A 19259-nucleotide genomic window follows, 5' to 3' on the forward strand; every position below is an offset into this window, starting at 1 on the left:
CCCTAAATTGTTATTTTTCACTATATTGTAACTTAAATACTAGTAAAAAATAAAGTACGCCAGACTTTAACAGACTGGCGTACTTTCCAACTCAATTCCTAATAACTTCTTTAATGAACCCCTTCGCCTTCTCCAAAGCTTTCTCAATTTGCTCAAACCCTGTCCCGCCAGCACTGTTACGACGCTTTACAGCTGCATATGGTGAAAGAACTTCATATAAATCTTCTTCAAATAATGAGCTCATTTCTTTATAAGTTGCAAGTGGTACATCTAGTAAATAAATTCCTTTTTGTGTGCAGTGTAGCACTAGTTTCCCAACAATTTCATGAGCTTGACGGAATGGTAGTCCTTTGCTTGCCAAGTAGTCAGCAATTTCTGTTGCGTTTGAGAAATCTTGCGTTACAGCTTGCCCCATCTTTTCTTTGTTGACAGTCATCGTCTCTAGCATGCCTGCCATAATATGAAGGCATCCTTCTACTGTTTTTACTGTATCAAACATTCCTTCTTTATCTTCTTGCAAGTCTTTATTGTAAGCGAGCGGTAATCCTTTCATGACTGTAAGTAAACTAAATAAATTACCGTACACTCTGCCTGTTTTACCGCGGATTAGTTCCGCCATATCTGGATTTTTCTTTTGCGGCATAATGCTGCTTCCCGTTGCGTATTGATCGCTCATTTCAATAAATTGAAACTCTTGGCTACTCCATAAAATAAGTTCTTCGCAGAAGCGTGATAAGTGCATCATGAGCATAGATGAGTTACTTAGGAACTCCAGTATGAAATCACGATCGCTTACTGCATCTAAACTATTTTCATAGATTCCATTAAATCCAAGAAGCTCCGCACTATATTCTCGGTCAATCGGGAATGTTGTCCCAGCTAATGCTCCTGCTCCTAATGGTGAAATGTTAATGCGCTTTAATGAATCTTCATAACGATTCACATCACGCTCTAACATCCAAAAGTAAGCGAGAATATGATGCGCAAATGAAATTGGCTGGGCACGCTGCAAATGCGTATAGCCAGGCATAATGGTTTCAATATTATTTTCTGCTTGATGAACAAGAACCGTTTGCAATTGTTTTGTAGCTTTAATAATATGTTCTACTTTTTCTTTTAAATATAAATGCATATCAATCGCTACTTGATCATTACGGCTTCGGCCTGTATGAAGTTTCCCTCCTACTTCGCCAATTTGTTCAATTAACATTTTTTCAATGTTTAAGTGAATATCTTCTGCTTCTACTGAGAATTGAAGCTTATTCTCTTTTGCTTCTTTTAATAAATACTGAAGACCTACCTTTATTTTCTCTGCTTCCTCTTTCGTAACGATGCCTTGCTTTGCTAGCATCGTTACGTGTGCAATACTTCCCTTTATATCTTGATTTACTAATTGTTGGTCGAAGGAGATGGATGCTCCAAACTCTTCAACCCATGCTTCCGCTTCTTCTGTAAAACGTCCGCCCCAAAGTTTGCTCACGCTTCCACCTTCTTTTGATTCACTTGGCTGTATACTTTCGTCGGTAAACCGAATAATGAAATGAATCCAACTGCTGCATCATGATTAAATTCGTCCTGAGCAGTATATGTTGCTAATTTTTCGTCATATAAAGAGTACTCAGATTTACGTCCTTCTACAATCGCATGGCCTTTAAATAATTTCACACGCACTGTACCTGTTACATTCTTTTGCGTTTCTTGTAAGAAAGCATGAAGCGCTTGTTTTAAAGGAGAGAACCATAAACCGTTATAAATAAGTTCTGTTATTTTCTGCTCAATCACCGGTTTAAAATGTGCTACTTCTTTTACGTGCGTTAAATCTTCCAGCTCTTTATGTGCTGTGATTAACGTCATTGCCGCTGGACATTCGTATACTTCACGCGATTTAATACCAACAAGACGATTTTCTACGTGATCGATACGTCCAACGCCATGTTTTCCAGCAAGTGCATTTAACGTTTTAATTAATTCTGAAAGTGAATATGCAGTGCCATTTAAAGTCGTCGGTACCCCTGCTTCAAATCCAATTTCTACAAAATCTGGTTTATTCGGTGTATCTTCTAATGCCAATGTCATCTCATATGCATCTTCTGGCGGCGCTGCCCATGGATCTTCTAGAATTCCACATTCGTTGCTGCGTCCCCATAAGTTTTGATCGATTGAAAATGGGCTATCTAAATTAATAGGAATTGGAACATCGTTTTCTTTTGCATATGCAATTTCTTCTTCACGTGACCATTTCCATTCACGTACAGGTGCAATCACTTCTAAGTAAGGATTTAATGCTTGAATAGAAACTTCAAAACGAACTTGATCATTCCCTTTCCCTGTACATCCATGTGCAACTGCAGTCGCCCCTTCTTGTTCTGCAATTTCTACTAATTTCTTAGCGATAAGTGGACGAGATAATGCAGAAACAAGAGGGTATTTCCCTTCATATAACGTGTGTGCTTGCATAGCCATCAATGCATATTCATTTGCAAATTCCTCTTGAACATCAATCATATATGATTTAATTGCACCTACTGAAAGTGCCTTTTCTTTTACGAATGCTAAGTCTTTGCCTTCCCCTAAGTCTAAACAAAGCGCGATAATATCATAATTCTTCTCTTGTAACCATTTAATTGCAACGGAAGTATCAAGACCTCCGGAATATGCTAATACCACTTTTTTCTTCTCCATTTTGCATCCCCCTAAAGAATAAATATTCATTTTCTTTTATAATAATACACACTTTAACACCTTTTATAAAATGTATCAAGAGTCATTTTCAAATTTTTTCAAACAATTTCGTCGAGCTTATTTCTGTTTTCATGTACAATATAAGCAGGAAAACGGGGGTGAACTGATGGAAAAGTATTTCTTATACGATGAACATCTAGGAATTGAAATTCCTCATTTACAAGAAGACTGGGAAAGTATCCCCGAAAAAATGCAGCATGCTATTTTATTAAAATGGGAACAAGTTCGTGGAAAGATTCCTGATCGTATAAAAGAACTCGAACACTCTATTAATGCCAAACAGCATCATTTAAATAACGAAGAAGACTTCGAAATTTCTTGCAAACTTAATTCAGAAATTGCCGATCTCGCTTCCATCATTAATGACCTTTGGCTTTGGTATCGACTCACTCAAAATGTATCTGAGGGGAAGGCACACCAATGAAAAAAGCATGCCCCTCAATTACTTTGGGTCATGCTTTTTTGTCGTAACACGATTTACAATATATTTCTTGTGCTGTTTTCGCCAAACACACATCAAACGGGCCGACTAACATACTTCTTTCTTTCGGCAACTTTACAAAAGCGACAAGTTCTTCTTCATATTGAATCTTTTTCTTACATGAAACGCATGTTAATTCTTTTCTTTTGAACATGTCTTTTAGCATATCTTCTCTCTCTTTCATCTACCTACACTGATATAATCTCATAACAATTAAGACTTGTAAAAAAATTACACATTCTGAAACAAATTATTCATATACTATGTACAAAAGGAGGTCTCACTTTTATGCGAGCTTTCATTATTATCGCTTTAACTTTTTTAAGTGTGATTAGCTGGGATGCGTTTTTTAAAGATAAAGGTGACCAGAAAGATACAACTGAATAAATGCCATCTCTTTCTTACTTATTGGACAAACTTTTAAAAACTGTCCGATTTTACGAAATAACTTAGGCTTTTCTACAAAAATATTTAAACATAACAATTTTTGTAGATTCCCTCCGTTTATTGTCGGTTTCCATCCGCATACATTTTTTGAAAGTATGATATAATAATATAAATCTTGAAGGAAGGGATTTTGATATCATGATCGCTCGAAGGAGCATGTGGCATCGTATTGACGAATCATACACGTAGCGTATTTTTCAGCTCAGATACTTTAGTCTAGCGAAAAAAATACGAGAGTGGGGAAATTATGATTGCCCGAAGGATAATTTGGCAAAAAAAAGACTCTTCTTACACATAGCGTTTTGTTTAGGACTTAATTGTTACTAGCTAAACAAAACAAAGAAGAGCAGGATTGCTAAATGAAGAATCCTACTCCACGTTTTGTTTAGTCGTTTTAAGACTTAAACTAAAACGAAGGTAGGGAGAATTGATGGACGAGAGGATTATTCGTTATTTCTTCAGCGACATATAGCGTAGTTAGTTTTTTCGTAAACTAACTGAAAGCTACATGTGAGCTCGTAGTTAGTTTACAACACAACAAGGACTACTAACTACGGAAAGAAGGAATAACGATGAGGAACATCCAAAGTCGACAAATTATTAAAGAAATTTTTATGGTTTTAATCGGTTCATTTATTTTAGCAGCAGCGCTATATCACATTCACTTCCAAAACCACTTAACAGAAGGTGGCTTTGTAGGAATTGCACTATTCATCCAAAATTTTTATGATATTTCACCCTCTATTTCAACTGTAATTATGGATATCCCAATTATTTTACTATGTGCTTCATTTTTAGGTAAAAAAATGGTTGGCTATTCATTCCTAGGTTCGATTTCATTCGGAGTATTTTATTCTCTTATGGAAAATTATTCTCCATTTACGGTCGATTTATCAAATAATTTATTTATAGCTGCAGTAGTTGGCGGTGCGTTAGCTGGTATTGGACTCGGTTTTATATTGCGATTTGGCGGTGCAACCGGCGGAGACGATATTTTAACAATTGTATTAAGTAAACGAACTCGTTTTACAATTGGGCAAATTTTCTTCGTCTTTGACGCGATTGTTCTTGCGCTTTCATTATATTATTTAAATTGGACAGAAATTGCTTTTACTATTCTTTCGATTGCCGTACAGGCAAAAACATTGGATTTAATTTATTATCCAAAAGCAGAGAAGAAAGCAGAAAAGCAACCAGTATCTATTCCAATGTCCAAAAAGCATGCAACAAATTAAAAAAGCGAAAGGCTTCGGCCTCTCGCTTTTTTTACGCTCTTTTTTCCTTCTCGACTATGTGGCGCACTTGATAAAATCTATTTGCAAATTCAGTAACGCTTCTTGTTAAACGATAGTTCACTGTAGACCCGATTGCCATTCCAATGACCGGAATACCTTGGAATAATTTACGACGAAGAGCATAAATCGAAAATGTTTTCAAAATTTGTTTTAACACAACTTCAGTAGAAGCTGGCTGTAATACCGCTTCGTCTCCTTCATAGAAGAATGAATCTTCTTGCTCTAGCTCTTGCAGTAAATTGTACCATGCGTATTGCTGAAGCCTTCCTGGTAGCAATGACGCATGAAACACCTTTAGTGCAAGCATCATTTCATAAGGCTTGTTCACATCATGCCCAAATGATGTGGCAATAAGTTGGACTGCCTTCACATTTAACGTAATCATAACCGGAAAATCAGCTGTTAATAATAATAAACCTCCAGCACCCGTTGCTCCGCCTTGTACGAATGAATATAAGCGATGTCGTGCTGTTTGCTGCTCTGCTATGTATGTTAACTGATCAATAGATAAAGCTTTTAAATCTTCTAGTTGTTCAATCGATTCATCAAATAATCTCGACGTTCCTAAAATACGATTACGTGCATCTAACTGTGATTGTGAGCTTTGAATCAATGCATGCAAATGAAAGAGCCATCCATCTGCTTTCGTAAAGAAATCTTTTCGTTTTTTCTCAGGCAATTTCGCAATTGTAGTATGTACCCATTTATCAAACATTTTTTGAAAATCAGTCGCTTCTTGCTCAAATAATTGCGATTCCCATTCTTTTATATTGTCTAAAATGGCTTGTTCTCGCTTCGATCGCATCGTAACAACCACCTCGTTCGATTTTTTTCTATTGTAACATATTTCTGCTTATTCTTTGCAAATATGCTTGTCTATCTTTATTCACATACCATTTTTTAATGACATAAAATATTAGCAAAAAGGATGAGATAAATCACATGAATCTATCCAATATAAAAAAAGAATATAATGCAGTATTCAGCTTAGGACAGAACTGTTGGCCTGCTTGGGCGTTATATCAATTCGAATTATCACCCTTTTTTGGCGTTATCGATTTTATGCTAAGTCCTTCATTAGAAAAAGTGAATGTATTATTACAAAATCGATTTGACCGTTTTCTACAGTTCGAAAACTTATCTTTCATCTCATTTTGGGATGATGGTGCGAAATTAAGACTCCGTGACACCCTATATGAAATCGACTCCTGCCACGACTTTAAAACAGATGTAAACACACCAACTTCTTGGCCTTCTTATACAGAAATTAAGTTAAACTATGAGCATCGAATTAATCGTTTTCTAACTACAATCGAAACGGCAGAATCCACATTGTTTATTCGAACGGGAGGAACATACGAAGAAGCACGTTCCTTGGAACAAATTTTATCTCAAATAGTTAAACATACATTCTCTGTCCTATCACTACTTCCTGCAGATGTACCAACTGTTGTCGAAGAAGATTGGGGATTACAAAATATTTGCATTATAAAATGCCCTATTATGGATGTATACCAATACAATGAAGCATTTTGGAATGACCTATTTGATGGGATTACGATTAGACCATAGGCTTAAATACACGATACTTTTTATTACACACTGCCTTATAATCATCCTTATACAAAAGAAATAAGGAGTGATTATATATGTATCCACGTGCAAAAGCTTTTGGCATTGCTATACATCACGATCGCCTTCTCGTACAAGAATATCATACAGGTGATGAAACATATTACCGACCTCTTGGCGGTTCAATTGAACTTGGTGAAAAATCAGCACATACCGTTATTCGTGAATTTCAAGAAGAGCTTCATACAGAAGTAGAAATCACTAATTATTTAGGTTGCTTAGAAAACATCTTTCACCTTGATGGAGAAATTGGTCATGAAATCATTCAGCTATATTCTTTACGCTTATTAGACATGTCACTATATGAAATAGAAATACTGAATATACAAGATGAGCAAACAGCATCATATGCGAAATGGATTCCCATGACAGCATTCATTCAAAAAGAGAAAGCACTATATCCAGATGGAATCTTGAAATATATCCAACAAAAAAAGACGAAACCCTATAGGATCTCGTCTTTTTTCATATAGTATATTAACCAATATCTCCAAGACGTAGTACGTCACGAGCGATCATAACTTCTTCGTCAGTTGGAATTACGATAATTTTTACTGGAGAGTGTGGGAAGCTGATGAATGCTTCTTCACCAAATACGTTATTACGTTTCACGTCAAAGTATACGCCCATGTACTCAAGGCCTTCTAATACGCGCTCACGAATAATTGCACTGTTTTCACCTACACCAGCTGTGAAGATGATTGCGTCTACACCTTTCATACGAGCAGTGTAAGAACCGATGTATTTGTGGATACGGCTTACGAATACATCAAGTGCTACTTTCGCACGGTGGTCGCCTTCTTCTTCTTTCGCAATGATGTCACGTAGGTCACTAGAATAACCAGTAAGACCTAACATACCACTCTTCTTGTTTAATACGTTAACTACTTCTTCTACTGTTTGACCTGTTTTTTCCATGATGTATGGAATTAACGCAGGGTCAAGGTTACCAGAACGTGTACCCATTGTTACACCAGCAAGTGGAGTGAAGCCCATAGAAGTATCGATAGATTTACCGCCTTCTACTGCTGCGATACTTGCACCGTTACCTAAGTGACAAGAAAGTAAGCTTAAGCTTTCAAGTGGACGACCTAATAATTCAGCCGCACGCTCAGTTACGTATTTATGAGAAGTTCCGTGGAAACCGTATTTACGGATGCCAAATTTCTCATAGTACTCATATGGTAAGCTGTATAGGAATGCAGATTCCGGCATTGTTTGGTGGAATGCTGTATCGAATACTGCTACTGCTGGTACGTTTGGTAATACTTCTTGGAATGATTTAATACCAACAAGGTTTGCTGGGTTATGAAGTGGTGCTAAATCGCTTAATTCTTCGATATCAGCTAATACTTCATCAGTAATTAAAACAGAATCAGCAAATTTTTCGCCGCCGTGTACAACACGGTGACCGATACCGCCAATCTCATCAAGAGATTTTACGATTCCGTTTTCAGTTAATTTCTTAAGAAGCATGTTAACCGCTACTGCATGATCTGGGATGTTTGTAATTTCTTTTTGTTTTTCGCCATTTACAGTAATTGAGAAGACACTATCTTCTAAACCGATACGTTCTACTAAACCTTTTGTTAATACTGTTTCACTTGGCATTTCAAATAATTGGAACTTTAAGGAAGAGCTTCCTGCGTTAATCGCGATGATTTTTGACATCTAGTCTTTCGCCCCTTTTTCTCTTGGTAGTTGTGTGGATATGTCCACAAACCGCTCGATTTTATCTAATTAAATTCACTCAATATGAAAACGTTTCATCATTAGTAAATTTTATACTCACGATTTTAATTTAAACATCGTCCGACATATATTTCAAGTGAAAAAATTGTAACACCAAGAAAAAATATATATTACAGATTTCAAAAAAATTCAGTTTAATCTAGTATATATTTAAAAATATGACATTTCATATAAAACTGTACTACATGAATTACTAACCCTGTTACATATACCCTGCCTTATTTGTGGGTTGCAAACCAAGTATTTAATTGATCCATAATGTTCTCCATCGCCTTCATGTTGGAGAATTTAGGTAACTCCACTAATAACGCCTGTTTTGGCATTGTTACACTAGGACCTTTCTTTTGGAGAACAAATATACTTTTTGCATTTTTCTCGTTTTTAAACATGGAAACAGGTAGCTGTAATAGCCCTTGAATAAAACATGTTTCTTTAATAAATGCATGTAATTTTGGTGCTTGATCACTTTCAAACATGAAGTTTGGTACTAGGAAGAATAAGTATCCGCCTTCTTTCGTATGTTTCACACTTTGTTCAATAAATAGGTGATGGGCATACGACATTCCTTCATCTGCTTTTAACTTATATTCACTTGCACCAATTTCATTTGGATAGTAACCAATCGGTAAGTCTGAAATGACTGCATCAACTGGATCGATATAAAGTGGCGCTAGTCCATCTTGATGGAAGAATTCGATTGCATGCTTTTGTAAATTCGCATTTACTAAAGCAAGTTTAATTAGCACTTCATCCACTTCTACACCAAATCCACTCATTGCTAGTCCTTCTTTGGCGCTATTAAACACTGTAGTCATTAAGTTACCTGTTCCAATTGCAGGATCTAACACAGTAATTTCATTTTGACCTTGCATAAATTTATGGAATAAGTAGCTCATGAACATGCCAACTGCATCAGGCGTCATTTCATGATTCGCTTGTACGCCTTCTTTCATTCCTTTTAAAATGGCTAACTGAAATGCTTTACGAATTTCTTCACCTTTATATGTTTCTTCATTAAACGTACTATATTCACGATTCAGCCTTTCAATTGCTGATTCGGATAATTCCTCTTGTAAAATCGCTCCTTCAAACAAGTTATCACCTGTTTCTACAAGCGCCTCTAAATATGTTACATCTAATTCTTTACGTAAAACTACCGCAGAAGAATCAAAAATAGAAAATAATGTTTCTACTGTCTGACCCACGTATATTCCTCCTTCTCTCTTTTACACATAACTTATATCATACCACAAAGTGTTTTTTTCCAAAAAGAAAAAGCGACCTCCTGCAAAGAGCTCCCCTTTCAGTTATATATGATATAACGTTTTTTCTCATATATTGGTACCATTACGCAGCAATATATGAGAAAAAACGACCTCTTTATAAGAGGTCATTTCCTTCACATTATTTTGCCGATTTAGCTGCTTCTAATGCTGCTTCATAGTTTGGATGGCTTGTACCTTCGCTTACGTATTCTGCGTAAACTACTTTGTCGTTGCTATCTACTACGAATACTGCACGAGCAAGTAAACGAAGCTCTTTCATAACTAAGCCGTAAGCTTCACCGAATGAAAGGTCACGGTGGTCAGAAAGTGTTACAACATTTTCTAAACCGTTTGCTGCACACCAGCGTTTTTGAGCGAATGGTAAGTCAGCGCTAATTGTTAATACTTTCGCGTTTTCAATACCTGCTGCATCTTGGTTAAAACGACGTGTTTGTGCATCACACACTCCTGTGTCGATTGAAGGTACAACACTAATTAATTTTACTTCACCTTTGTATGTTTCTAAACTTACCGGAGATAAGTCGTTTGCTAATACTTGGAAGTTTGGCGCTTGATCGCCAACTTTAACTTCTGTTCCAACTAAAGTCATTGGATTACCTTTAAAAGTTACGTTTGCCACTTGAGAATCCTCCCTTATTTAAACAAAATATGTACAATGTAAATGATAGTTTGTCCCTATCGATAATGCAAATAAAATCGCTTTATTTACAAAAAAATTAAAGAAGCTAATCCATTGATTAGCTTCTTTACTCATTAAATTTGAAATTCAGGATCGTCTTCTTTTCGTTTATCCATCATTTCCTTCACTTTATCAACAGCTTGTGGCGCTAATTCAATTATTTTATCGATGACGTGTGTTTGCTTATCTAAATGCAACACTTTTACACCGTCTCCATTTATAACAAGAAAAGCAACAGGATTAATAGAAACTCCTCCACCACTTCCCCCGCCAAATGGATGACGGCCTGAATGTTCTACTTTACCAAATTCACTTCCACCAGCGGCGAATCCGAAACTAACTTTCGAAACGGTAAGAATTACACTTCCATCTGCCGCTTTAATTGGGTCACCAACAATTGTATTTACATCAGTCATTTGTTTTAAATGCTGCATTGCGGTTGTCATTAAACCTTGAATTGGATGGTCCACTTTATATCCCCCCTATGCTTGAACTGATTTTTCATTCGTACCAGATCTTTGTCTTCTCATAAACGTGAGTAATTTGATACCCGTTTTTATAGCACGAAATATACGAAAAGATGCTGTTAACTCACACCTTGATGCAAATCCTTTCCCTTGAAAAACAGGGGTGATTTCAAATTCTGGTACGTCGACAATATGCATATATTGTCCCACAACTCCAGCAGCCATTCCTTTTGTCCCCCATGCATATCCAGTGACAATTCCAGTGCTAGCTGCGTCGCCTGCTCCAATTTGCGTGTGCCATTTCCACCCATTGATTTTCACTCGTTTGAGAAAATCTTTAACAATAGTATGAACTTCTTGTAGCTTTTTTATCAGCTCCCCCATACTATCAAGTTGCGCCATAATTTTATTATCTAATCCACCTTCTTTTTCAGCTTTTTCGATTTTCTGCCCTGTCTTTTTCTGTTGTTTTTCAATTCTTTCCAATACATCAAACGTATATCGAATCGTCCATATTTTCACTTGAAACAAACATTGCTTTTCCATTTCTGAATATAAAAATGTCACTTTAAGCTTTATTTTCGACAATAGTATAAGCAAAATAAAAAGGAGAAGAATTATTATTCCAATTACGAGCCACTTCATACTTATCATCCTTTCACTCCGTACCCATTATCGACAAGTTTATTCATCATTAAACAGAATTCCATAAGATTGAATATAAAAATTTTTCTAAAAATAAAAAAGGATTTTGACATTTTATATCGAAATATATTATTTGAACATATCTTCAAGAATGTATTTGGGTGATATGTAGCACAAAGAACAGAAAATTTAACTGCAGTGGAGGGATACATAATGGCAGATCGTCGCAATTTATTTTTCTTTTATGGTGATGACAAAGCAACGCTCGTTGAAAAAATGAAACCAATCTATCGTATTTTAGAAGAGAATGGATTTACCATATTAGATCATCCAAAAAATGCAAACGCTATCGTCAGTGTTGGAGATGATGCAACTTTCTTACAAGCCGTTCGTAAAACTGGTTTTAGAGAAGATTGCTTATACGCAGGGATTTCTACGAAAGATGAGATTTCTTTCTACTGCGATTTCCATATTGATCACGTTGATACAGCCCTTCAAGAAATTACAAAAAATGAAATTGAAGTGCGTAAATATCCAACAATTCAGGTAGATGTAGATCACAGTACATCTTTCTATTGTTTAAATGAGTTCTCATTACGCTCTAGCATCATTAAAACATTCGTTGTAGATGTTCACGTTGATGATCTATATTTCGAAACATTTAGAGGGGACGGTTTAGTTGTTTCTACCCCAACAGGAAGTACAGCTTACAATAAATCATTACATGGCGCGGTTGTTGACCCACTTATTCCGTGCTTCCAAGTGAGCGAACTAGCATCATTAAATAACAACACATACCGTACGCTCGGTTCACCATTCATTTTAAATCACGAACGTACATTAACTTTAAAACTAAAACCAGACGGTAACGATTATCCTGTTATCGGTCTGGATAATGAAGCGCTTAGCATTAAGCAAGTAGAAAAAGCTGTTGTACGCTTAAGCGATAAACAAATTAAAACAGTTAAATTGAAAAACAATTCCTTCTGGGAAAAAGTGCAGAGAACGTTTTTATAGCATAAGAAAACCGCCGCATTATGGAATCTCATAATGCGGCGGTTTTTTATTCCTCTCGCTATCGACCAATATTGGTAGCTTTTGTTGGTAAGTCGATATATTTTCACACGTCTTTCCTATACACAACCTTCCCATCAATTACGGTCATTTCTGCTTGCACTTCTTTTATTTCTTCTGCCTTTATTTCAAAAATATTGCGATCTACTATCGTAAAGTCCGCTTCATATCCTTTTGCAATTTGTCCTCGCTTCGCTTCTTTTCCGATTGCATAGGCACTTCCTGTTGTAAATAAAGAGACAGCCTCATATGCCGTTAATCTCTCTTCCGGCATATAACATACACCGTCAATAAAGCTTCTGCGTGTAACAGCGCTATATATGCCTAAAAACGGATTTACTTGTTCAATTGGCGCGTCAGATCCACCATTGCAGTGTAATCCTGCTTCCAGTAACGTCTTCCAAGCGTACGCATAACGAAGACGATGCTCGCCTAGTTTTTCAATGACTGATGGGAAATCCGATGATACAAAGACGGGCTGAATATCAATAATAGCCAGCAAAGGTTTCATTCTCTCAATCAACTCTTCACGAGCGAGCTGACAATGAATAATGCGGTCACGTAATCCTTCTGCTGGTGGATATAATTCAAGTGCATCAATGACATATTCTAGCGATAAGTCACCGATTGTATGAATCGCTACTGGCATATGTAAATCTCGTGCTTTTTTCACTAACTCCGCAAGTTCTTCACGTGAGAAGATTGCAACTCCATTTGTTTCCTTCGCATCTTCATACGGTTCACTTAATAAAGCTGTTCTTCCGCCAAAAGAGCCATCAGAAAAAATTTTCATCGCCCCAAATTCAATATAATGCTCATTTTCATATTCTTTTCGTTCATGTGCTACTTCATGGTGAACGAGTAAATGTGCTTTAAATGACATTTCTTTTATAACATGAGAGAACGCATTGTGCGTTTTTCTAAAACCACCGTAATAATTTAAATCTTCCGTATGCCCGCCAACGAGTCCATATTGCCAGCAGTCTTTAATCGCTGTTTGCAAAGCGCTTTGTAAATAAGCTTCATCAATTTCTGGCTGCACATGTTTAATTAATTCTTGCCCTTGTTCATATAAAAGGCCTGTTAACATATTTGATGAATCCCGGCCAATTTTCCCGCCTTTCGGGTCTTGTGTCATTTCTGTTATGTTCGCTTCTTGCAGTATGTATGAGTTCACCCATGTAACGTGGCGACAAACACGCTTTAATAATATCGGATGTTCTTTAGAGATTTTATCTAGATCACGTACGTGAACTTGTTTTGTATCTGTAAAGTTATTTTCATTCCAACCTTCTCCAATAATCCAAGAACCTTTTGGCGCTTCTTCTACTCGCCTCTGAACGAGAGTAAGCACTTCACTATAAGATGTACAATTCGATAGATCTAATCGAAGTAATCTCTCCCCATGACCAATCAGATGCATATGACTATCAACGAGACCTGGAATCATCGTTTTGCCTTCTAAATCATGCAACTTCTCCGTAGAATATCGATCTTCTAACTCTTGTTTCTCCCCTATATCAATAATCCTGCCATTTTCAACGTAAACAGCGTCCACTTTTTCATTTTCTTCTCTCATCGTGTAAATGGTGCCGCCATACCAAATTTCTCCCATATGCTCATCCCCTTTTTCCCTTTAGTCTACGAGATTAATCCGTATAAAAAAAGCACCATTTGAATTAAAAATGGTGCTTTCCCAAAAATTATTTTTGTTCAGTAGGGTTCGTTGTAATTTGCCATTCAATGCTAAATTTATCTTTTAGTTGTCCGTATGCTGGGCTCCAGAACGTTTCTTGAAGTGGCATAATAACTTCTCCACCCTCTTGTAACTTTTCGAATACTTCTTTTGCTTTTTCTGCATTACTAATTTGAATTGCAATTGTTACTTGAGATCCGATTGCATGCCCTTGACCTGGGAATGTATCAGAAATCATAAGGTCCGTATTACCAACTTTTAAAGTAGCATGTAAAACGCGCTCTTTCGCTTCAGCTGGAATCGGATATTCTGGATTTTCAGGCATGTCACCAAAAGTTTGCATGACTTCTACTTTTGCATCTAACGCTTCTTTATAAAACTGTACAGCCTCTTGCCCACTACCATCTAAAACTAAGTACGGATTAATACCTAAAATCATACGGACACCTCTTTTTTTAATTTATAAAACCGAACTTACGTTCGTTTTTATAATACCATACGGTTTACAGTTCATTCAACTATTTTCAAAATTATTTTGAAGGAATCTCCATCTCTTGTTTTCTAAGTTCAATACGGCGAATTTTTCCAGAAATCGTTTTTGGTAGTTCATCTACAAATTCAATTTTACGAGGATATTTATATGGTGCAGTAAGTTCTTTGACGTGTTGTTGAAGTATTGGAATTAATGTTTCTTCGTTCTTTTCTATATTCTCTCTTAATACGATAAATGCCTTCACGACACTTCCGCGAATTTCATCAGGACTTGCGACAACTGCGCACTCTCTTACGTAAGGATGTTTTACGAGCGCATCTTCCACTTCAAACGGCCCAATTGTATAACCAGAGCTAATAATAATATCATCACCGCGCCCTTCAAACCAGAAATAGCCTTCTTCATCTTTCTTCGCTTTATCACCGGTAATATAATAATCACCGCGGAATTGCATCGCTGTTCGCTCATCGTCTTTATAATATTGTTTAAAGAGGGCTGGTGTTTCAAAGTGAACTGCAATATCACCAACTTCTCCTACCTTTACCGGAATACCTGCCTCATCTACAATATCAACGTGGTTGCCTGGCGTTGGTTTTCCCATTGATCCTGGTCTAATATCCATTCCTTTCATTACACCAACAAGTAATGTGTTTTCCGTTTGCCCATAGCCGTCTCTTACTGTAATATTAAAGTGTTTTTGGAACGTTTCAATGACTTCTCTATTTAACGGCTCACCTGCGGATACAGCGCTATGTAACGCTTCTAAATTGTACTCACTTAAGTCTTCTACTTTTGCCATTAATCTATACTCAGTCGGCGTACAACAAAGCACATTCACCCTATTATCACCTAATAAGTTTAAATACGTTTTTGATTCAAACTTACCGTGGTATACAAATCCTGTTGCACCTGAACCGAGAGTTGCTACAAACGGGCTCCAAATCCACTTTTGCCAACCTGGACTAGCCGTCGCCCATACAACATCATTCTCTTCAATCCCGAGCCAATTTGGAGCGCTCGTACGTAAATGAGCGTATGCCCATGCATGCGTATGAACAACACCTTTTGGATTTCCTGTCGTCCCTGACGTGTAAGATAAAAAGACCATATCTTCTTTATCTGTTTTCGCCATTTCTAACATGTCACTTTCTGTTTCTAATGCTGTTTTTAAATTGATCCATCCGTCTACTGACTGCTCGCTCAGAACGAACTTTTGAAGAGATTCCATCGCCTCTATGTCATCAAACTGTCCGATGTATGGCTCATAACTTACGATTGCTTTTACTTCCCCGTGCCCAATGCGATATTCTATATCCTTTTTGCGCAACATTTCCGAACTCGGAATTACGACAAATCCTGCTTTAATCGCAGCGATATACGTCATGTACGCTTCAATTAAACGTGGCATCATAATGAGGAGCTTGTCCCCTTTTTGCAGACCACTCTTTATAAAAGCGTTTCCAATTTTATTCGCACCTTTCATTAACTCAGCGTATGTAACTTCTCGTCTATTCCCTTTATCATCTTGCCAAATTAAAGCAAGCTTCTCTTTATCACTTGTATATTTCTCTATTTCAGAAACTAAATTATAAGACGGCGGCGCCAACAATTCTTCTCTCTTCATACAATATCCTCCTCCATTTCTATGCCTCCCTTATATAATAAAGAATTTTCAGTCAATTTTGAACCCTCTTCTTTTGACAAATTTTTTATGTCTATGTCGAAATGAATGTATAGCGGTGCAAACAACAAAAAGAAAGAGCGGGAGAACCCGCTCTTTCTAAGCCATCTTATATGGGATTATTTTTGGTAACCGCCTAATTGTTGCTCAGCTAGTGAAACTAGACGTTTAGTGATTTCACCACCAACAGAACCGTTAGCGCGAGCTGTTGCATCTGCTCCAAGTTGAACACCAAACTCTTGAGCGATTTCGTATTTCATTTGGTCTAATGCTGATTCAGCACCAGGAACCGCTAATTTATTTGTGCTACGTGACATGTTATATCACCTCCTTGTGAGTATAGAGTGTGATAAATAACATGACTTCATACACGTTTTATATATGGTAATTTATGGTTTTAGAAAAGTTCTTCGAATTTTTCTTCTTCCGCTACTACTTCTATCGTTTGTAATACCATTGTTTCTTTGTTCGCTACAGCTTCATCGATTAATGGTGCGAAATCATATTTCGCTTCAAAACGATTCGCTTTTTCACGCTTCGGCTTCGTCGCTGGGCTTGCTGGTGTGAATACTGTACAGCAATCTTCGTACGGACGAATTGAAATATCATATGTGCCGATTTCTTCAGCGATTTTAATAATTTCTAATTTATCCATCGTAATAAGCGGACGAATAACTGGATAATTTGTTACTTCGTTAATTGTATGCATACTATCTAATGTTTGGCTTGCTACTTGTCCAAGACTTTCACCAGTCGTAATTGCAAGTGCATTACGCTCCTCTGCGATACGCTCTGTAATACGCATCATCATACGGCGCATAACTGTCATTGAATAGCTAGATGGAATTTCTTTATTAATCGTTTTTTGCACTTCTGTAAATGGAACAAGGTGAAGCGTTACACGTTTACAGTACTTCGTTAACTCTTGTGCTAAATCGATTACTTTTTGTTTTGCACGCTCGCTTGTGAAAGGTGGGCTATGGAAATGAACTGCTTCCACAGAAACGCCTCGTTTCATCGTTAAGTACGTTGCTACTGGGCTATCGATACCACCAGAAAGAAGTACCATTACTTTTCCGCCAACGCCAACTGGTAAACCACCAGCTCCCATATGCTCACCACACATAATATAGCTGTAACCACTGCGAATTTCTATACGTACATTCACATCTGGATTATGAACATCTACTGTGATATCCTCTGTATTTTCTAAAATGTGTCCACCGATTTCTGGAAGTAACTCCATCGTCTTCATTGGGAAGCGCTTATCAGAACGGTGCACTGTAATTTTAAATGTTTTTACATCACCTTTTACTTGTAAGAAAGCTGCTAATGCACCTTTTTTAATATCTTCTAATTCTGATGGTACTTTCATCGCTAAGTTAAACTTATGAATACCGAATACATCTTTCAATCTTTCAGAAATTGCTTCATGGTCTTCGCCATTTAATTGGATGTACATACGGTCATGCGTTGCATCGATTTTAATATTTGGGAACTTTTTCAGTTTGAACTTTACGTTATCTTTTAATGTGCTTACAAATTTAGAGCGGTTCTTACCTTTAGTCGTCATCTCTCCATAACGAACTAAAATATATTCATATGTCATCATATTTCTTTACCTCATCACTTCATATAATTTTGGCATCGTCTCTTTCACAATACCTTCAAATTGTTTTACTTCTTCCATCGTGTTTTCTGGTGCCAAACTAATGCGAATAGCACTTGCAGCAGCGGCATGCGGTACTCCCATTGACACTAACACTCTGCTCACTTCATTTGCTTTTGAAGAACAAGCAGACTTCGTCGATACATATATACCGTGCTCTTCTAAAGCATGAACGACCACTTCTGGTTTTAAACCAACAAATGATACATTTAAAATGTGCGGTGCTGCATATGCAAGCGACGTATTAATCGTTACATCTTCCATCTCTTTAAAGAAACGGACAAGCTCTGTTTGTAAATTGTGCAAATGAGCTATCTTTTCTTTCACTTGTTCCATTGTCATGCGAAGTGCTTTCACCATCGCTACAATGCCAGGTAAGTTTTCTGTACCAGAGCGATATTTAAGCTCTTGTTGACCACCTGATAAAATTGGATCTAACCTTACGCCATCACGCACATAAAGAAGACCCGTTCCTTTTACACTGTGGAATTTATGTCCAGATATTGAGCAAAGATCAATATGAGAAGCATATAAATCAAGCGGTACTTTTCCTATCCCTTGTACATGGTCCACATGGAATCTTATTTTCGGATAGTTCGATAATAACGTTCCAATTTCAGCAACAGGCTGAATTGCTCCAGTCTCGTTGTTCACGTGAATAATTGACACAAGAATCGTATCTTCACGAAGTGCTCGTTTTACATCCTCTACCGATACAACACCATGCTCATTAACCGGTAAATATGTTACATCAAAACCGAGATCTTCTAATTGTTTATATGCTTCAAACACAGACGCGTGTTCAATATTTGTTGTAATGATATGTTTACCGCGCGAACGATTCCTCATCGCTATTCCTTTAATCGCAAGGTTATTCCCTTCCGTTCCACCTGATGTGAAAATAATCTCAGAAGGTTTAACATGAAGAAGCTGCGCTGCAATCGTTCTTGATTGTGTTAATAGACGCTCTGCCTCTCCCCCAAGCGAATGAATAGAAGAAGGGTTTCCAAAATATTTTCCAGCAACCGTTACGTACGATTGAAGGGCTTCTGGATATGGCTTCGTCGTCGCACTATTATCAAAATAGATCATCGTTCTTCCCCTTTCAGCGCTATCACATCATATAATCATATCACAAATACGTGTAATTACGCTAAGACTACTCAAAGGTTCCATTTTATCCCGATTGTGAAGGCCGATAATTAGCGAGGATGACCCTA

At 37.0% G+C, this 19259-nt stretch carries 20 protein-coding genes; 5 read left to right on the forward strand and 15 right to left on the reverse strand.

Annotated elements, in window-relative coordinates:
* Positions 1-91: 91 nt before the first annotated feature.
* A complete protein-coding gene (argH, locus tag MKO96_RS26445) occupies positions 92-1480 on the reverse strand; it encodes an argininosuccinate lyase (RefSeq protein ID WP_240589159.1) in 1389 nt (462 codons plus the stop codon).
* Complete coding sequence (locus MKO96_RS26450; protein WP_087982386.1) at positions 1477-2682, reverse strand: argininosuccinate synthase; 1206 nt, start codon at positions 2680-2682, stop codon at positions 1477-1479. Before MKO96_RS26450 ends, argH begins: the two co-directional genes overlap by 4 nt.
* A 166-nt stretch (positions 2683-2848) precedes the next feature.
* Here MKO96_RS26450 and MKO96_RS26455 point away from each other — a divergent pair, with 166 nt between their 5' ends.
* Positions 2849-3166 carry a radical SAM protein gene (locus MKO96_RS26455; RefSeq protein WP_098275932.1) on the forward strand — a complete coding sequence of 106 codons (318 nt, stop codon included), beginning with the start codon at positions 2849-2851 and terminating at the stop codon, positions 3164-3166.
* Positions 3167-3194: 28 nt separating this feature from the next.
* Here the strand turns inward: MKO96_RS26455 and MKO96_RS26460 are convergent, their stop codons facing one another.
* A complete protein-coding gene (locus tag MKO96_RS26460; RefSeq protein WP_240589160.1) occupies positions 3195-3389 on the reverse strand; it encodes a hypothetical protein in 195 nt (64 codons plus the stop codon).
* An 853-nt stretch (positions 3390-4242) separates the two neighbouring features.
* Between MKO96_RS26460 and MKO96_RS26465 the strand changes: the two genes are divergently transcribed.
* On the forward strand, positions 4243-4905 hold the full coding sequence (locus MKO96_RS26465) for a YitT family protein (protein WP_048544413.1): 663 nt from the start codon (positions 4243-4245) through the stop codon (positions 4903-4905).
* Positions 4906-4936: 31 nt separating this feature from the next.
* Here MKO96_RS26465 and MKO96_RS26470 read toward each other — a convergent pair whose 3' ends face one another.
* On the reverse strand, positions 4937-5770 hold the full coding sequence (locus tag MKO96_RS26470) for an EcsC family protein (protein ID WP_240589161.1): 834 nt from the start codon (positions 5768-5770) through the stop codon (positions 4937-4939).
* 137 nt (positions 5771-5907) lie between these two features.
* Here MKO96_RS26470 and MKO96_RS26475 point away from each other — a divergent pair, with 137 nt between their 5' ends.
* Entirely contained in the window at positions 5908-6537 is a 630-nt protein-coding gene (locus MKO96_RS26475; protein ID WP_240589162.1) for a DUF1796 family putative cysteine peptidase, read from the forward strand.
* Between the two features lie 77 nt (positions 6538-6614).
* The gene (locus tag MKO96_RS26480; RefSeq protein ID WP_240589163.1) at positions 6615-7070 is read left to right on the forward strand and encodes an NUDIX hydrolase; all 456 of its coding nucleotides are present in this window, start codon (positions 6615-6617) and stop codon (positions 7068-7070) included.
* A gap of 4 nt (positions 7071-7074) precedes the next feature.
* Here the strand turns inward: MKO96_RS26480 and ackA are convergent, their stop codons facing one another.
* The 5 genes from ackA to MKO96_RS26505 all read right to left on the reverse strand — a co-directional run bounded on the left by ackA (position 7075) and on the right by MKO96_RS26505 (position 11435).
* Positions 7075-8268, reverse strand: a complete 1194-nt coding sequence (gene ackA, locus MKO96_RS26485) for an acetate kinase (RefSeq protein ID WP_087982400.1) — start codon at positions 8266-8268, stop codon at positions 7075-7077.
* A gap of 299 nt (positions 8269-8567) precedes the next feature.
* Positions 8568-9554 (reverse strand): class I SAM-dependent methyltransferase, encoded by a 987-nt coding sequence (locus MKO96_RS26490; RefSeq protein ID WP_240589164.1) that lies wholly within the window; start codon positions 9552-9554, stop codon positions 8568-8570.
* Between the two features lie 199 nt (positions 9555-9753).
* A complete protein-coding gene (gene tpx / locus MKO96_RS26495) occupies positions 9754-10254 on the reverse strand; it encodes a thiol peroxidase (RefSeq protein WP_000024525.1) in 501 nt (166 codons plus the stop codon).
* Between the two features lie 134 nt (positions 10255-10388).
* Positions 10389-10784 (reverse strand): GerW family sporulation protein, encoded by a 396-nt coding sequence (gene ytfJ, locus MKO96_RS26500; RefSeq protein WP_000350003.1) that lies wholly within the window; start codon positions 10782-10784, stop codon positions 10389-10391.
* Positions 10785-10796: 12 nt separating this feature from the next.
* Positions 10797-11435 (reverse strand): DUF2953 domain-containing protein, encoded by a 639-nt coding sequence (locus MKO96_RS26505; protein WP_240589165.1) that lies wholly within the window; start codon positions 11433-11435, stop codon positions 10797-10799.
* Positions 11436-11639: 204 nt separating this feature from the next.
* Between MKO96_RS26505 and MKO96_RS26510 the strand changes: the two genes are divergently transcribed.
* Positions 11640-12443, forward strand: coding sequence for an NAD kinase (locus MKO96_RS26510; RefSeq protein ID WP_000785181.1), 804 nt, complete (start codon positions 11640-11642; stop codon positions 12441-12443).
* A gap of 103 nt (positions 12444-12546) precedes the next feature.
* Here MKO96_RS26510 and MKO96_RS26515 read toward each other — a convergent pair whose 3' ends face one another.
* The 6 genes from MKO96_RS26515 to MKO96_RS26540 all read right to left on the reverse strand — a co-directional run bounded on the left by MKO96_RS26515 (position 12547) and on the right by MKO96_RS26540 (position 19131).
* Positions 12547-14115, reverse strand: coding sequence for an amidohydrolase (locus MKO96_RS26515; protein WP_240589166.1), 1569 nt, complete (start codon positions 14113-14115; stop codon positions 12547-12549).
* A gap of 88 nt (positions 14116-14203) precedes the next feature.
* The gene (locus MKO96_RS26520) at positions 14204-14635 is read right to left on the reverse strand and encodes a VOC family protein (protein WP_088048009.1); all 432 of its coding nucleotides are present in this window, start codon (positions 14633-14635) and stop codon (positions 14204-14206) included.
* 91 nt (positions 14636-14726) lie between these two features.
* The gene (gene mbcS / locus MKO96_RS26525; protein WP_240589167.1) at positions 14727-16313 is read right to left on the reverse strand and encodes an acyl-CoA synthetase MbcS; all 1587 of its coding nucleotides are present in this window, start codon (positions 16311-16313) and stop codon (positions 14727-14729) included.
* A 176-nt stretch (positions 16314-16489) separates the two neighbouring features.
* Entirely contained in the window at positions 16490-16687 is a 198-nt protein-coding gene (locus MKO96_RS26530) for an alpha/beta-type small acid-soluble spore protein (RefSeq protein WP_000091640.1), read from the reverse strand.
* A gap of 80 nt (positions 16688-16767) precedes the next feature.
* On the reverse strand, positions 16768-17982 hold the full coding sequence (thiI, locus tag MKO96_RS26535; protein ID WP_240589168.1) for a tRNA uracil 4-sulfurtransferase ThiI: 1215 nt from the start codon (positions 17980-17982) through the stop codon (positions 16768-16770).
* Between the two features lie 6 nt (positions 17983-17988).
* Positions 17989-19131, reverse strand: a complete 1143-nt coding sequence (locus MKO96_RS26540; RefSeq protein WP_240589169.1) for a cysteine desulfurase family protein — start codon at positions 19129-19131, stop codon at positions 17989-17991.
* Positions 19132-19259 lie beyond the last annotated feature (128 nt).

It is taken from the genome of Bacillus sp. ES1-5 (genome assembly GCF_022487605.1).
In the GTDB taxonomy this organism is placed as follows: Bacteria; Bacillota; Bacilli; order Bacillales; family Bacillaceae_G; genus Bacillus_A; species Bacillus_A wiedmannii.

Bases quoted from the DNA above. Each gene is read 5' to 3' on its own strand.
- MKO96_RS26460 (WP_240589160.1), bottom strand. From the start codon at position 3,389: ATGCTAAAAGACATGTTCAAAAGAAAAGAATTAACATGCGTTTCATGT.
- MKO96_RS26470 (WP_240589161.1), bottom strand. From the start codon at position 5,770: ATGCGATCGAAGCGAGAACAAGCCATTTTAGACAATATAAAAGAATGG.
- MKO96_RS26510 (WP_000785181.1), top strand. From the start codon at position 11,640: ATGGCAGATCGTCGCAATTTATTTTTCTTTTATGGTGATGACAAAGCA.
- MKO96_RS26480 (WP_240589163.1), top strand. From the start codon at position 6,615: ATGTATCCACGTGCAAAAGCTTTTGGCATTGCTATACATCACGATCGC.
- MKO96_RS26465 (WP_048544413.1), top strand. From the start codon at position 4,243: ATGAGGAACATCCAAAGTCGACAAATTATTAAAGAAATTTTTATGGTT.
- MKO96_RS26505 (WP_240589165.1), bottom strand. From the start codon at position 11,435: ATGATAAGTATGAAGTGGCTCGTAATTGGAATAATAATTCTTCTCCTT.
- MKO96_RS26515 (WP_240589166.1), bottom strand. From the start codon at position 14,115: ATGGGAGAAATTTGGTATGGCGGCACCATTTACACGATGAGAGAAGAA.
- MKO96_RS26450 (WP_087982386.1), bottom strand. From the start codon at position 2,682: ATGGAGAAGAAAAAAGTGGTATTAGCATATTCCGGAGGTCTTGATACT.
- thiI (WP_240589168.1), bottom strand. From the start codon at position 17,982: ATGATGACATATGAATATATTTTAGTTCGTTATGGAGAGATGACGACT.
- MKO96_RS26475 (WP_240589162.1), top strand. From the start codon at position 5,908: ATGAATCTATCCAATATAAAAAAAGAATATAATGCAGTATTCAGCTTA.
- MKO96_RS26530 (WP_000091640.1), bottom strand. From the start codon at position 16,687: ATGTCACGTAGCACAAATAAATTAGCGGTTCCTGGTGCTGAATCAGCA.
- MKO96_RS26455 (WP_098275932.1), top strand. From the start codon at position 2,849: ATGGAAAAGTATTTCTTATACGATGAACATCTAGGAATTGAAATTCCT.
- mbcS (WP_240589167.1), bottom strand. From the start codon at position 16,313: ATGAAGAGAGAAGAATTGTTGGCGCCGCCGTCTTATAATTTAGTTTCT.
- MKO96_RS26520 (WP_088048009.1), bottom strand. From the start codon at position 14,635: ATGATTTTAGGTATTAATCCGTACTTAGTTTTAGATGGTAGTGGGCAA.
- MKO96_RS26540 (WP_240589169.1), bottom strand. From the start codon at position 19,131: ATGATCTATTTTGATAATAGTGCGACGACGAAGCCATATCCAGAAGCC.
- ackA (WP_087982400.1), bottom strand. From the start codon at position 8,268: ATGTCAAAAATCATCGCGATTAACGCAGGAAGCTCTTCCTTAAAGTTC.